12 protein-coding genes are annotated in these 14,693 nt (G+C 63.3%); 6 read left to right on the forward strand and 6 right to left on the reverse strand.

The features are described from left to right. Positions 1–184: 184 nt before the first annotated feature. Positions 185–703, forward strand: coding sequence for a metal-dependent hydrolase (locus AB1286_RS23095; protein WP_430365572.1), 519 nt, complete (start codon positions 185–187; stop codon positions 701–703). On the opposite strand, the gene AB1286_RS23100 is transcribed toward AB1286_RS23095, so the two are convergent. From AB1286_RS23100 to AB1286_RS23120, 5 genes are all read right to left on the reverse strand, one after another. Beyond that, the gene (locus AB1286_RS23100; RefSeq protein ID WP_430365573.1) at positions 647–1,258 is read right to left on the reverse strand and encodes an RBBP9/YdeN family alpha/beta hydrolase; all 612 of its coding nucleotides are present in this window, start codon (positions 1,256–1,258) and stop codon (positions 647–649) included. The two genes, AB1286_RS23095 and AB1286_RS23100, sit on opposite strands and share 57 nt — an antisense overlap. A 22-nt stretch (positions 1,259–1,280) precedes the next feature. Then, positions 1,281–2,594, reverse strand: coding sequence for an MFS transporter (locus AB1286_RS23105; RefSeq protein ID WP_430365574.1), 1,314 nt, complete (start codon positions 2,592–2,594; stop codon positions 1,281–1,283). A 123-nt stretch (positions 2,595–2,717) separates the two neighbouring features. Continuing rightward, the gene (locus AB1286_RS23110) at positions 2,718–3,773 is read right to left on the reverse strand and encodes a 3-keto-5-aminohexanoate cleavage protein (RefSeq protein WP_430365575.1); all 1,056 of its coding nucleotides are present in this window, start codon (positions 3,771–3,773) and stop codon (positions 2,718–2,720) included. A 70-nt stretch (positions 3,774–3,843) separates the two neighbouring features. Further along, the gene (locus tag AB1286_RS23115) at positions 3,844–4,692 is read right to left on the reverse strand and encodes a TauD/TfdA dioxygenase family protein (RefSeq protein WP_430365576.1); all 849 of its coding nucleotides are present in this window, start codon (positions 4,690–4,692) and stop codon (positions 3,844–3,846) included. A gap of 2 nt (positions 4,693–4,694) precedes the next feature. Beyond that, the gene (locus AB1286_RS23120) at positions 4,695–5,684 is read right to left on the reverse strand and encodes a quinone oxidoreductase family protein (RefSeq protein WP_430365577.1); all 990 of its coding nucleotides are present in this window, start codon (positions 5,682–5,684) and stop codon (positions 4,695–4,697) included. Positions 5,685–5,889: 205 nt separating this feature from the next. Here AB1286_RS23120 and AB1286_RS23125 point away from each other — a divergent pair, with 205 nt between their 5' ends. From AB1286_RS23125 to AB1286_RS23145, 5 genes are all read left to right on the forward strand, one after another. Further along, the gene (locus tag AB1286_RS23125; RefSeq protein WP_430365578.1) at positions 5,890–8,580 is read left to right on the forward strand and encodes a LuxR C-terminal-related transcriptional regulator; all 2,691 of its coding nucleotides are present in this window, start codon (positions 5,890–5,892) and stop codon (positions 8,578–8,580) included. Positions 8,581–8,728: 148 nt separating this feature from the next. Then, complete coding sequence (locus AB1286_RS23130; RefSeq protein ID WP_430365579.1) at positions 8,729–10,402, forward strand: fatty acid--CoA ligase; 1,674 nt, start codon at positions 8,729–8,731, stop codon at positions 10,400–10,402. Positions 10,403–10,449: 47 nt separating this feature from the next. Continuing rightward, positions 10,450–11,598, forward strand: a complete 1,149-nt coding sequence (locus AB1286_RS23135; RefSeq protein ID WP_430365580.1) for a porin — start codon at positions 10,450–10,452, stop codon at positions 11,596–11,598. Between the two features lie 162 nt (positions 11,599–11,760). After that, a complete protein-coding gene (locus AB1286_RS23140) occupies positions 11,761–12,198 on the forward strand; it encodes a carboxymuconolactone decarboxylase family protein (protein WP_430365581.1) in 438 nt (145 codons plus the stop codon). A gap of 67 nt (positions 12,199–12,265) precedes the next feature. After that, a complete protein-coding gene (locus AB1286_RS23145) occupies positions 12,266–13,765 on the forward strand; it encodes a PLP-dependent aminotransferase family protein (RefSeq protein WP_430365582.1) in 1,500 nt (499 codons plus the stop codon). 2 nt (positions 13,766–13,767) lie between these two features. On the opposite strand, the gene AB1286_RS23150 is transcribed toward AB1286_RS23145, so the two are convergent. Beyond that, on the reverse strand, positions 13,768–14,685 hold the full coding sequence (locus tag AB1286_RS23150; protein WP_430365583.1) for a LysR family transcriptional regulator: 918 nt from the start codon (positions 14,683–14,685) through the stop codon (positions 13,768–13,770). Between the last annotated feature and the right edge of the window lie 8 nt (positions 14,686–14,693).

A 14,693-nucleotide genomic window follows, 5' to 3' on the forward strand; every position in this document is an offset into this window, starting at 1 on the left:
GATGGCCGTGGTGTCCCCAATAGACTCCGCTCGGCATTGGCCGCTTGCGGCAAAACATCTGATGAATAGGTGCCGGTTGCAAAGGGTCTTTTACGGAGATTGCGCCGATTCGCGCCATGCCGAGCGCATCGTTCTGCGACAATACCGTCCCTTTGAATTTCAGCGCACTGACCCGTAGACTCGTATGGCATCGAATAGCGCGCATCATGCAACCGGCTGGGCCGCGGGATTGATTGCGGCCGCGCTCGTCGTCCGAACCGGCGCGGCCGGACCTTGGCATCTCGGCGGACTTGCCGCGTTCGTGGCCGGCGTCGCGGGCGGAACCGCGCCCGATTGGATGGAGGTCGCATGGTGGAGCCGGGCGCGACGCCTGTGGATCACCCATCGCACGGCGACCCATTGGGGGCTGGGCTGGCTCGCGGTCCTCGTCTTCTCATACGGCTCGCTGCATCACGCGAAGCCCTATACCACGGCGTTATTCGGCTTCGCTTGCGGCGGCGTCATGCACCTGCTCGCAGATTGGCCGAATCCGCTCGGCGTGCCGTGGATATGGCAGCGGCATTCGTTGAACTGGTGGAAAAGCGGGCGATGCGACCTGCTCGTCGTGACGCTGGCTTGGGTCGCCGCCTGCTGGGTCGCGAGGCCGCTATGGGTTGGGCGCGTCGAGGGTTTGACTCGCTGGGTGCATGCCGTCGTTCGATAGCAGATCGGCCAAGAGGATTTGCGCATCGGCCCATGAGCCATAGCCCGACGCGGGATTGAGGTGGCCGACCGCGCCTACGTCGATGAAGCGGCTGCCCCACGCGGAGGCCAACGCTTCGATTCGTTCGAATCGGCCGAGCGGATCGTTCGTACTGGCCGCGACGATGCTCGGGAACGGCAGCGGTGTGCGCGGTGTCGGCAGCCAGCCATGACGGTCCAATTGCTCGTAGGTGGGGTAGCCCGCGGGCAACGGCGTTTCCAGATCGGCCGGCGTCGCCAGCAGCGCCCCTACGATCGGCCGTCGATACTGCCGTGCCCAGTGCGCCACGATCATGACGCCGGCGCTGTGGGCCGCGAGAACGACGGGGCCCGCGATTGCTGCGAGGGCCGCTTCCAACGCATCGACGCGCGCGGCGCAACTGAGCTTGTCGTGCTCGAGCGGCGGCACCGAACGCGCACCCGGTATTTGGCGTTCCAGATGCGTTTGCCAGTGGTCGGCGACATGGTCCCGCAAGCCGGGGACGATCAATAGTGCGGGGGGCGATGGGAATGTCATGCGTACTATCCAAACGAAGGAGTCATCGAGGTTGCGCGGCGGCTTCCAGCGTCGCGAGGCTTAGAAGGTCCGACGAATAGCGTTGCTTCCCGATCGCGAATAGGAGCGCGCCCGCGAGCGCGGCGAACGGGATGAGCTGCAATGCGCCGAGCAAGCCGATGCGGTCCGCGATGATGCCGGTGACGAGCGGTCCCGGGGCGAGGCCGATGAGGTTGTTGGCCAGCGTCAGCGTACCGAACGCGGAAGCGTGGATCGTTTCCGGTGTGAGCCGCGCGACCATCGCGCCGGCGGGACCGGACGTGCCTGCTACGAGGAAGATGCCGGCGCCGAGAACGGCTAGCTGTGCGGGGCCTGCTTGCAGACGAAAGCCGATGGCAAGCAGAACGAACGAGCCGAGCGAATAGGCGATGGCAGAGACCCATTTGCGCGTCGCGACGGTACGGCTGACTCGATCGGTCACGATTCCGCAGACGATCATTCCGGCGCCGCCCAGCATCAGAAAGACGGCCGCCGCCATTCCCGCCTTGTCGGGCGCCAGGCCGTAATAGCGATTCAGGAAGCTCGGCATCCAGGCGAGTACCGCACCCATGATGAAAAGCTGCAACGCGCTGCCGAGATAGGCGCAAACGACCGATACCGTCGAAAACAAGCTTTTAAACAGCGTCGAGAAGCGCGGGCGCGCCGTCGGACCGGCTGTTTGCTCGCTCCAACGCGAAGCGTCGATGCGTGCATCCGTTACGCTCACGCCGTAAGCGAGGACCAGCATGAAGCCGAAGGCCGCCATGGCGCCGAACGACCATTGCCATCCAAGACGCACGGCGAGCATGCCGCCGGCCGACATGCCGAAGACAGATCCGAAGGCGCCGCCGGCCATGAACGCTCCGGTCAATGTCGCGCGCAGCGAAGGGGGAAAAATGCTGAGCACGATGGCGAGGCCGACGCTTCCGTACGCGGCTTCGCCGACGCCGACGAGCGCGCGTGCAATCAACATTTCGCCGTAATTGCGCGAGATGGCGCAGCCGAGCGTCGCCAGGCTCCAGAGCGCAGCCATGAGGATGACGCTGCGCACCCGGCCCCATCGATCGGCGAGAACCGAGAGCGGAAAGGTCAGCGTGCCGACCATCAACGCGACGGCACTGCTGAGTGCGCCGAGCTTCGTGTCGGATAAGCCCCAAGCTGCTTTGAGCAGCGGAAACACGGCATTCAAGACCTGTCGCGACATATAGTCGGACAGCAGCAGCGCGAAGGTCAGCGCGAAGACGAGCCACGCGTAGGCGGGCGAAGCGCTCGGCCGAACGAAGTTCGCCGACGTGCGTTTGACACTGTGCTGGTACAAGGTTGTCTCCTCCGAGGCGTCGCTTGGCGTTTTCCCGCGGCGCTCGCTTGCAGGTCTCGCTCGATGATTGCGGGGGCTTCGTGCGAGTCCCCGTTTGCGACGATGCGCACGGCCGCTCGGACGTTAGGCCGCGCGCAGCGGAACGTTCAGTTGGCCTGGTTTGCGATTGGGTGCCATGCCGAGCTTTTCGAGCGTTTCGTCCGCGTCGCGATACTGCACGCCGATCTTGTAGATGTCTCGCGCTTGCTTGCCGGTTGCGATGTCGCGACCGAGTTCGCGCGCGATGCGCACGCACTGCTCGACCTGTTGAACGGACGTGATGCGCCGGCCCTTTTGATCGACGATCGTGTCTTCGATGCCGCAGCGCGGATGCAGGCCCATCGCCATGGCCATCGTATTGATCGGCAGCACGTTCTTCATCAACGATTCGAGCGTGACGCACGAGCCGTCGGGACAACGGCGAATGAATTCCATGAAGTTATAGGGGTTCGGGCCGTCGAAGCCGCCGCCGATGCCGACCCAGGTGACGTTGAGCGGGCCGCGATACACGCCTTTGCGGATCAAGCGGTCCAAGGTTTCGAGCGAATGCATGCCGGTGAGCTGAAAATGCGGCTGAATGCCGGCGGCCTGCAAGCGCTTCAAATGCTCTTCGACCCAGCCCGGGCCGGCCGGCACGGTCATCTCTTTGTATGCCTCCCAGTAAGCCGGTTCGAACAGCGACGTACCCGCCACATCATCGGAATTCATGAGCTCGGTGATATTCATCTGCACGGTGTTGATCGCGACCGTGACTTGATCGGGCTTCGGACTGAGCTCCGCGAGCATGTGGCGCGTATCGTCGGAGAGCCATTTGGCCTCCGCGCCTTCGCCTTCGGGCGCGAACGAGATCGAGCCGCCCACTTGCAGGATCATGTCGGGTACGGCCTCGCGCAGGCCCGCGAGCAGCTCGTTGAACTTCGAGAGGCGCTTGCTGCCCTTTCCGTCCAACTCGCGAACATGGATGTGCAGCACGGTCGCGCCCGCGTTGTAGCAGTCGACGGCCTTTTGCACGTGCTCTTGCATCGTCACGGGAATGTCCTCGGGGAAATCCGCGGGCATCCACTCGGGCCCGTATGGCGCGACGGTGATGACTACTTTGTCTTGGTTGGCGGGATGTAGCGAGTCGTCGAGAAATTGCATGATGTGCTCCGATAATCGATATGGAATGAACGACGCCGTGCGTCGTGCGTGCGCTCCGGCGAGCGTCTGCTCAATAGGGCACGTCGCCGACGATCGCGGCGCGTTCCATCTGGCGCGTACACGGTGGGTAGTCCATCACCGCGTAATGCTGCGTGCTGCGGTTGTCCCATATCGCGACGCTGTTCTTCTTCCAGCGCCAACGAACCTGGTACTCGGGGACGTACGCTTGGCTAATCAGGTAGTTCAGCAGCAGCCCGGCCCCCGGGTTGGCATCCTGTCCGAAGCGCACGCGCTCGGGCGTGTGATAGTTGGAAAAGTGCGTCGTGAATGCGTTGACGAACAGCACCTTCTCGCCTGTCTCGGGATGCGTTCGCACGACCGGATGCTCGGCGTCCGGAAACTGGGCTTTTAGCGCGAGGCGCTTTTCGATCGGCATGGCCGCGCCGAAGCTGGCCTCGATGCTGTGGCGGGCGCGCAAGCCTTCGATTTGCGTCTTCACGTGTGCCGGGAGGTTTTCGTAGGCGAGCACCATGTTCGCCCACATCGTGTCCCCGCCCACGGGCGGACACTCGACGCAACGCAGCACGCAGCCGAAGGGGGGAGCGTTTCTCCAGGTGGCGTCGGTATGCCAAGCGTTCTCGTAGCGATCGTTCGGCTGATCGGGCGATTTGTAGATCCGTACGAGGCCGGGGTGCTCTGGGTCGCTGCCGGCGACTGGGTGATCCTCGAGTTCGCCGAAGCGCCGCGCGAACGCGACGTGTTCGGCGCGAGTGAATTGCTGATCGCGTAGGAAGACGACGCGGTGTTTCAGTAACGCTGCGCGAATGTCGGCGAAGAGACCATCGTCGTGGACGGCATCGGCCAGGTCCACGCCTATGAGTTCCGCGCCGATCGAGCAAGTGAGCGGTACGATGTGCATGGTCAGTCTCCCTCCACCGTCAATATCGACGAGCCTGTCGTCTTGCCCGCTTCCAAGTCGCGATGCGCGAGTGCTGCGTCGCTCAGCGCATAGCGCTGATTGATTTCGATCTTGATACGGCCCGCGGCGACGTGGCCGAACAGGTCCTGCGCGAGATCGGCTTTCTCGGCAGGATCGGCGATGTAGTCGGCGAGTGCCGGGCGCGTAAGGTAGAGCGATCCCTTGATCGCGAGCAGCTGCGGATTGAAGGGCGGAATCGGGCCCGACGCGGTGCCGACGCAAACCATTAGGCCGCGGCGCTTCAGCGAGTTCAGCGAACCTTCGAAGGTATCTTTCCCCACGCTATCGAATACGACATCGACGCCCTTCGCGTCGGTCAGCTCGCGCACGCGTTGCGCTACATCCTCGCGCCGATAGTAGACGATGTGGTCGCAGCCGTGAGCGCGGGCCAGGTCCGCCTTCGCTTCGCTGGATACGGTGCCGATCACGTTCAGACCGAGAAGCTTGGCCCACTGCGATACGATCAAGCCGACGCCGCCGGCCGCAGCATGTAAAAGGAGGGTGTCGCCTTCCTTGAAGGCGCGGATGCGGCGCAGCAGATAGGCGGCTGTGAGTCCGCGCATCGTCATGGCGGCCGCCGTTTCGCACGAAATGGCGTCGGGCAATTTGATCAGCGGTGCAGCTGGGATCAAGCGTGTCGTGCTGTATGCACCGAGCGTGTTCAAAAAGCCGGTATAGGTCACGCGATCGCCGACGGCCACGTTGGTCACGCCTTCGCCGATCGCGTCCACGATGCCGGCCGCCTCGACGCCGATCCCGCTCGGTAGCGGCACGGGATAAAGACCGCTGCGGAAATACGTATCGGCGAAGTTCAGGCCGACCGCTTCGTGCCGTATCCGCACCTCCGCAGGGCCCGGCTCGCCGACTTCGACGTGCTCCCATCGGAGCACGTGCGGGCCGCCCGTCTCATGCAAGCGAATCGCGTGTGCCATCTGTGTCTCCTGTTCGTTCGAGCGGCGAGCGTGATTGCCCGCTAACCGTGTTCGTGGGAGGGCATGCGCGCAACGTCATGGTTTTCCCTCTTGTGAAACATCTGCTGGAAAGTATCGTAGTGCGGTCGTGTTCTCGCCACCCCTCCCACGAGGGGAGGGGGGGTTATTGCGAAGCCTGACGCCGCAATGTCACACTCACTAGACGATGACGACCTCGATCGATAGCGCAATCGCCGAATTCCTGCTGAAAATCACCGCGCCTCGCTCGCAGCCGCATCTGTTGATGCGTGCTCGATTGAGCAGCACCGATCCGTACGTGCGCGAACGCGCGGTCGTGGTGGTCCGCGCCCCGGCCGGTTACGGCAAGACCTCGCTACTGGCTCAGTGGCGCCGCGAACAGTTGGCACTCGGTACGACCGTTCCCTGGTACTCGTGCGACGAGCGCGATGACGGCGAGCGCTTTTTGTTCGGCCTGGTGCAAGCCGTCCGGGCCGGATGCGCTCGGCCTTCGTTCGGGCGGCTGTTGATAGACGGCGGCATGGCCTCGGTTAGCGGATTGGAGGCGGCAACCGCCTGGCTCGCCGAACTGGCGCAGCTACCGGGCGATGTCATGCTGATCGTCGACGAGGCGGAGCGGCTGCCGGCTACCGGTCGCGAGACGCTGGCCTATGTCTTGCTTAATGCGCCGCGGAATTTGCGAGTCGTCGTCGCGGCGAGGCTGGGATTGGAAGGCGTCGCGGACGACTTGCTCGCGTATGGTCAGGCCGTACTCGTCGACCCCGGCATGCTGGCGTTCCGCCTCGACGAGACGATTGCGCTCATCGGTCAACGCTTCGGCCCGAGGGTGGATGCCGATGCTTGCGCGCGCCTGCTGCAATTGACCGACGGTTGGCCTCTTGGGTTGCAGCTTGCGGTCGCCGCCATGGCACGCGCGGCCGATCCGTTGCAGGTCATCGATGCCATGGCCTCGCACACCGGTGCGTTGCGCGACCATTTGGTCGGTGCGCTCCTTGCCAAGCTGTCCGACGAGGACAAAGCGTTCCTCACGCAGATCAGTATCGTCGAGACGTTGCATCCCGATTTGTGCGTTGCGTTGACGGGCGACGAGCAAGCCGGCGAACGACTTGCGCGTCTCATGCGTGAAACACCGGTATTCGTCGATGCGGAAGGGGCGGCTTGGAGCCGGCTGCATACGCTGGTGCGCGAAGTGCTGAGGGTGCGCGCCGGGTTGTTGCCTGACGATGTGTTGGTTCGGCTGCACGGCGCCGCCGCGATTTGGCTTACCGAGCAAGGCATGATCGAGGAGGCCGCGCGTCACGCGCATGCCGCCGGCCAGCTACAGACGGCCTATGAGTTGGCGGAGCGATGCCTATACGACGCCGTGAAACAAGGGCGGCTACAGGCGGTGCTCGATTGGCTCGACGTGCTCCCCGAAACCGAGCTCGAACGCCGTCCTCGGCTCCGTGTCGCCGCTGCTTGGGCGCTCGCGCTCGGCGATCGGCATGACGAAGCGCTGCGGCAGATCGAGCGGATCGAGGCTGGACAGCATGGCGATCGCGAGCTGCGCTACGAATGCGCACTGATCGAAAGCGCGGCCGCCTATTACGCGGACGACATCGATCGGTTCGTCGAAATATTCTCTCCTTGGGCGGACGACCCGCCCGACGGCCGATCCTGGCTCGCGCAAGCGCATGCGAATCGCCTCGCCGCCAGGGCGCTATTGCTGGGAAATCCGGGGCAAGCGCGGCTATTGCTCCAGCGTATGCCTCGGGGCGAAGTGGGAAAGGGCGTGGGGTTTCTGCTTCGATGGGGCGACCACATCGCGGCATTGAGCTACGTTTGGGAGGGGCAAGTGCGTTCGGCGGGGGAGATCGTCGTCCCCGCGCTTGCCAGTGCCGAGGCCGACCTTGGCCGGCGCCATCCGCTTTCTTGTATGTTTGCGGCGATGGCTTCGATGTATGCGTACGAGCGCGGTCGAGCCGAGCAGGCCGCCGCGTTGTTGGCGAATCGGCTCGATGTACTGGAGCGAAGCGGAACGCCGGAAACGGTGACGATCGCTTACGTGACGGCGGCGCGCATCGCCGCGATGCAGGGCCACGAACATCGCGCGATCGCCTTGCTTGAATCGCTACACGCGATTGGGGGTGCGCGTGCATTGCCGAGGCTGTGCGTGGCGAGCCTTGCGGAGCAGGTGCGGATTCACGCCGGCCACGATCGGGGGGAGACGTGCCTTGCGCTAATGCGCCGGCTCGACGCGATCGTCGAGCAAGCATCCGGTAGTCACGGCCGTCTTTGGCATCGCTGGGTTGCGTTGCTGGCCGCGCTCGCACGCGCGCACGCGACGATGGCCTCCCACGATTGGACATCGGCACTCGAATCACTCGATGAAGCCGACGAACTGGGCGAGGCGATGTTGCTCGGCCGCTATCGAGCCGAGCTCATCGGGTTGCGTGCGCTCGCGCTGGAGCGAAGCGGAAAGCAGGGCACGGCTTTGCTGCGCGAGGCAATGAATCTGTCGCAGGCGGCGGGCCTCGTGCGCACGCTAGCCGATGCCCACCCCGCGCTTGCCGATTGGATCGGACGAATCGGGCAGGAAGAAAGAACGCCCGGGCTGACGGCCCTCGCCGATCGGCTGCCGCACGCCGTACAATCGCCGCCTGCGCGTGCGGCAAAGGGACTTCGGGTGGTCCCGACGGTGGTGCTGACGCCGAAGGAGCGAGAAATACTCGAATTGCTCGCTCGCAATTTTTCGAACAAGGAAATAGCCGTGGCCGCAGCCATCGGAGAAGGCACGGTGAAGTGGCATTTGAAAAACCTGTTCGGCAAGCTCGACGCGAGTTCTCGCAAGCACGCCGTCCGCCGCGCGCTTATCTTGGGATTGCTGGAACCCCAATGATCGAGAGCGGTATTCCGGTCCTTCCGTAGTCGGGTATTTCACCGCTTCCCCTCTCCCTGCGGGAGGGGAAACGTAGGCATGGCGTGGGTATGCTGGGTCTCATGATGCGGCGCGACGACGCATCGATGACTTCCGCACAGGAAACCCCATGCAACCCGAATCGTTGTTATCCGATCCGCTTGTCGTACCCACGCCGTCGGCTTACGACTACCCGTTGCTGTTGAAGCAATTGCTAGTCAATGCACTGGTGCTCAACGCGAATCAGGAAATCACGTTTCGCGGCGATCGACGCTTTTCGTATGCGCAATTTCGGGCGCGTATCGGCCGGCTCGCGAGCATGCTGGATTCCCTCGGCGTAAGCCATGGGACGACCGTCGCAGTCATGGATTGGGACAGTCACCGGTACTTCGAAAGCTACTTCGCGATCCCGATGATGGGCGCGACGTTGTTCACCGTGAACGTGCGCATCTCGCCGAGGCAGATCGCCTTTACATTGAACGATGCTCGCCCCGCGGTGCTGATCGTCAATGCCGAATTTCTCCCCCTGCTGACGCAAATCTGGAACACGCTGGCCCATCCGCCGCTCGTCATCGTTGCGCGCGACGGCGGCGACGATGACGCCGCCGCGCAAGTCTCGCCACCGATTGCTTGCGAGTACGAATCGGGCCTATCCGCGGCAATCGGCGAATTCCCTTTCCAAGACTTCGACGAGCGCACGCGCGCCGTGTTGTTCTATACGACCGGCACGACAGGCGATCCGAAGGGCGTGGCGTATAGCCACCGCCAAGTCGTATTGCACGCGCTTGCCACGGCCGCCACGCTCGCTTCGCCGAGGGAAGGACAACGTCTTCATCGCGAAGACGTCTATATGCCCATTACGCCGATGTTTCACGTGCTGGCCTGGGGCATGCCGTACGTGGCCGTCATGCTCGGTTTGAAAATCGTCCTGCCGGGACGCTACGCGCCCGACGTATTGATGCGGCTTCGGCAGGCCGAGGGCGTGACCTTTTCGCATTGCGTCCCGACGATCTTGCAGATGCTGCTCGACGCTGTCCCAAGCGGCAGTCAAGCGCTTGCGGGCTGGAAGATGATCATCGGCGGATCGGCGCTCTCGCCGAACCTGTGCCGAGCTGCACTCGTCCGCGGCGTCGACGTGTTTGCCGGGTACGGGATGTCCGAAACCGGCCCGATCGTCGCGTTGGCGCAGTTTCCCCCGGGCACGCGTCCCGCCGACATCGACGACAACGCGCGCAGGCGTTCGATGGCGGGGCGCCCGGCCCTTCTGGTCGATCTGCGCGTGGTGGACGGCGACATGCGCGACGTGCCTCGCGACGGCAAGACGCACGGGGAGATCGTGGTGCGCGCACCGTTTCTCACGCTCGGCTACTACGGCCAGCCCGACGCATCGGAGGCGTTGTGGGCCGGCGGCTACTTGCACACGCAAGACGTTGCCGTGATGCATCCGGACGGTTACGTCCAGATCGTCGACCGGATCAAGGACGTCATCAAGACCGGTGGCGAATGGGTCTCGTCGATCGAAATCGAAGCGTTGATCAACGAATTGCCGGGTGTGCAGGAGAGTGCCGTGATCGGCGTCAAGGACGAGCGCTGGGGCGAGCGACCGATGGCGCTCCTCGTGCGCAGGCCCGGTTTTGCCGTGACGGTGGCAGAAGTTCGGGAGCATCTGCTCGCGCTTGCCGAGGCGAACCGCATCAGCCGCTACGCCGTTCCGGAGGCGACCCGCATTATCTTTTTGGAGGAAATGCCCAAGACAAGCGTCGGTAAGTTGGACAAGAAACGGCTACGCGAGTGGATCGATTGACGCTCGAGCCATGCTCGCAGGAAGAGAGACTTACAGGAGGAGACCACATGAAATCGAAACTCGCCGCGGTGGCGGCATGCGCGGCATTGGCCGGATCGGTACACGCACAGACGTCGGTGACGTTGTATGGCGTGATCGATTCGGGGCTGCTCTATCAGAGCACGTCTGGACCGGCGATGGTCGGCTTGAAGTTCGCCCCGGGGCACGTATTCGCCGTCAAGGACGGCGGCATCTACGCGAGCGGTTGGGGAATTCGAGGCAGTGAAGATATCGGCAACGGCTATAAGGTCAGCTTCAAGTTGCAAGAAGCGTTCAATAGCGGCAACGGCGGCTTCCAACTTAGCGATACGCCGGGCGTCGGCGCGGCATTCAGTCAGTATGCGATGGTGGGGGTATCGGGCCCCTTCGGGAGTGTCGATGCCGGCCGGCAAATCGTTCCGATGATATGGGCGATGGCGGACACGGACGCCCGGCATGCGCAGTACTTCGGCAGCATTTTGACGGCGTGGATCGGGATGAACCAGGCGGCGGGGTGGGTGCCCACGAGTACGAATGCGCCGATCGGAGCGCTTTACGACAGTAATGCGCTGGTCTATCACTCGCCGAATTTCCACGGCGCGACGCTCGAGCTGGAGTACGCGCCGGGTGGGGTCGCAGGCCAGGCGCAAGGGGGGAGCCGCGAATCGGCTGTCTTGCGCTATGTCTACGACGGTTTGCACCTTGCCGCCGTCTATTACAACGGACACGACACGAATCCATTTCCGGCCACCTATCCGAGCAGCGCGGCCATCCCCTCGACGGGCAACGACAACAACCGCTTCTATTACCTAGGGGCGCTCTATACGCTGAAGGGCTTCACGGTATCGGCGTCCTATTCGATGGGAAAAAATCCTTCGAACGCCGGCCGCGCCAACCTCGACCTATGGTCCGCCGGCCTCGGCTACCGGGTCTCGCCGTTCTTGGAAATCACGTCGGGTCTCTACTACCTGCGAAGCAAAGCGAGTGCGTTTCCGGGACACTCCACCGAGGTATCGCTCGCAGCCGACTACAGCCTATCTAAACGAACGACACTCTATGCGCAGGTGGGGCACGTGGCCAATAGCGGAATCATGAATCAAATGGTCGTGTACGGTTCCTTCGTTGCGCCGAATGCGAATACGACAGCCGCGATGATAGGGGTGCGGCACGCGTTCTGATACCGCGTGTTTCGCCCGGATGAAAGCGTACCTAGCATGATGGGTGATCTGCCGGTTACCTAAAAATACAAAAAATTGGCTATTTAAGAATACCGGTGGGCAGCCTATTCTTGGTCCTGTCGCGCGTCACGGCGCGCAGGAATCCGCGAACAGGAGCTCATCATGCAAACCCGACTCGACTTCTATAAGGCCAATCCCAATGCGGTAAAAGCGCTCATGGCGCTCGAGCAGCAGATCGGCAAATCGTCGCTTGAAAACTCGCTGAAGGAACTCGTTCGACTGCGCGCATCGCAGATCAACGGTTGCGCTTACTGTGTCGACATGCACACCGCCGACGCCCGCAAGAACGGCGAGACCGAGCGGCGTCTCGCGACCGTCGTCGTCTGGCGCGAAACACCGTTCTTCACCGATCGCGAACGTGCCGCGCTGGCATGGACGGAAGCCCTGACGCTCGTCTCGATCGATCACGTGCCGGACGCCGTTTGGGAAAACGTCCGGCCGCATTTTGCCGACGACGAACTCGTCGATCTCACGATGCTCGTTTGCGCGATCAACAGTTGGAATCGGCTCGCGATATCGTTCAGAAAGATGCCGGCGTAACACGGAGGCGTTCGCGCAGCGCATGTCACAATGGCCGCGTTCATCGGCTAAATAGGCGGCCGCGCTCATGGAGCTGCAAATCAACATCGAAGGCCGTCGCACGTTGGCGGCTCAAATCTATCGTCAGTTGCGTGAGGGCATCCTCGACGGCCGTCTCGCGGGCGGGCAGCGCCTGCCTTCGACGCGTGATTTGGCGAGCCAATTGCGGGTGTCGCGTAAGACCACGCTGGAAGTCTTCGAACGTTTGATTTCGGAGGGCTATCTGCATGCCAGGGCGGGAGACGGAACGTTCGTCACCGATGGTCTTATGCGCGCGCAAGCGGATGCCCGTAGTACGAACGACATCCATGCGCAGGCCGCGCCGCACTCGTCCGCCGTTCGAACGCTTTGGACCGAAACGCCGCTTGCGTTGTCGATGCCTACGCGTCTTGCGCCACTGGATTGCGATTTTCTAGGCGGCGTAACCGATAAATCCGTGTTTCCGTTCGACGCCTGGCGGCGCTGCTTCAATCACGCGTTGCGGGACCAGGCGCGTAGCCGCGCCGACTACCGCGATCCGGGCGGCGAGCAGGCATTGCGTCTTGCCATTTCGCGCTATGTCGCATTCAGCCGCGCGCTCGATTGCACTTGGCAGGACGCCATCGTGACGCAAGGCGCTCAACAGGCGCTCGATCTGCTCGCGCGGGTGGTGATCAGGCCTGGCGATATCGTGGCCGTGGAAGACCCAGGGTACCCTCCGGCGCGCACGGCCTTTGCGGCCGCCGGCGCGAAAATCGTCGGCATCCCGGTCGATGCCGACGGCATCGTCGTTGCCCAATTGCCTAAAAAGGCACGGCTTGTCTACGTCACCCCGTCGCATCAATTTCCGCTCGGCATGCCGATGACGCTTGCACGGCGCGTCGCGCTGCTCGAGTGGGCTCGGCGATGCGGGGCCGTCGTGGTGGAAGACGACTACGACGGCGAGTTCCGATTCGACGGTCGACCGATGGAGTCGCTTAAGAGCCTCGACAGCGCGGGCCTTGTCGCCTATGTCGGCACGTTTTCGAAGACGATTTTCCCGGAACTGCGCATCGGTTACGTGATTGCGCCTCGCGGGCTCAACGCCGCGTTGCTCAAGGCCAAGCAGGCTTGCGATTGGCATACGTGTACGCTCACGCAGACCGCGCTAGCGCGCTTCATGCTCGATGGGCATTTCGCGCGTCATCTGCGGCGAGTCCATAAACGCTACGACGTTCGGCGCGCGATGCTGATCGATCATTTACAGCATCGGCTGGCGCCGTGGTTCGAGCCCATCGTGCCGGCGGCGGGTATCCATTTATCCGCGTTGCTGAAAACCGGTATCGACGAAAAATCCCTGATAGAAGCTGCGCGGGAGAGGTCCATCGGCCTTTACGGCATCGGCGACTTCCATATGGGCGAGCCAGGGCGGCCTGGGCTTTTATTCGGCTATGGCGGCGTATCCGAAGAACAAATCGAACAGGGCTTGAACCAGCTTGCCGTCCTGCTCGAGGGGAAGGCAAACGGGCGCGGGACGGTCAAGCGAAAGGCGCGCGCGCCGCGTATCTAGCCTTAGGCGAACGAATCGATTCCCTTTACGATTCGCTTCGCGAGCCGAGGGTGTTGAATCTGTTCGACCCACCACTGCAATGCACGGCCGTCTTGGTCGCTGCGCCAGGCGGCGTACAAAATGTTCGGTTCGCGAGGGTCGGCCGTGCGCAACTCGACGAGGTCCCCACGTTCGAGCAGCGACGCCACGCGATGTCGCGGCAACCAGCCCACTCCGAGCGCATCACGCTGCGCCGCGATCTTCGCTTGCATGCTCGGGACCGCTAGCGCCGTTTGTCCGCCCAATACCCCGTAGGCACGGCCGCTCGTGGCGCGAGACGTGTCGGCGACGACGACCGCCCGGTGCACGGCAATGCGCTCGCGCGTGAGCGGTGCGCTTTCGCGCGCGAGCGGATGGCGTGGCGACACGGCGAAGACCCATTGCATCGCGCCAAGCTCGATCCAGCGGAGATGCGCGATCGACGGGGGATCGTTCGTAGCGCCGATGACGAGATCGGCACGGCCGTCGCGCAGCGCTTCCCATGTCCCGCCTAGGACCTCATGCGTGACGCGCAACGATACGCCCGACTCGAGTGCGTCGAATGAACGAATCACGGGGAGCAGCAGCTCGAATTCGATGAGTTCATCCGTCACGATCCAAAGACGGTCTTCCCATCCGCTCGCGACTTGCTTGACGCGGCGCGCGAGGCGGCTCACGTCTTCCATGAGTCGCGCGGCGTCGTCCGCAAGCAACTGACCCGCAGGCGTGAGCCGCAGCCGGTAGCCGCGGCGGTCGAACAATAGGGCGTCGAACCGCGTTTCCATCTGGCGGGCGGCATGCGATACGGTCGATGGCGCACGACCCAGGCGGGCGGCCGCGCGGGACAGGCTGCCCGTGGATCGGATCGCTTCCAGCATCATCAATTCGTCTTCCGACAACATGTTCGATT

It is taken from the genome of Trinickia sp. NRRL B-1857 (genome assembly GCF_050470685.1).
Classification (GTDB): Bacteria; Pseudomonadota; Gammaproteobacteria; order Burkholderiales; family Burkholderiaceae; genus Trinickia.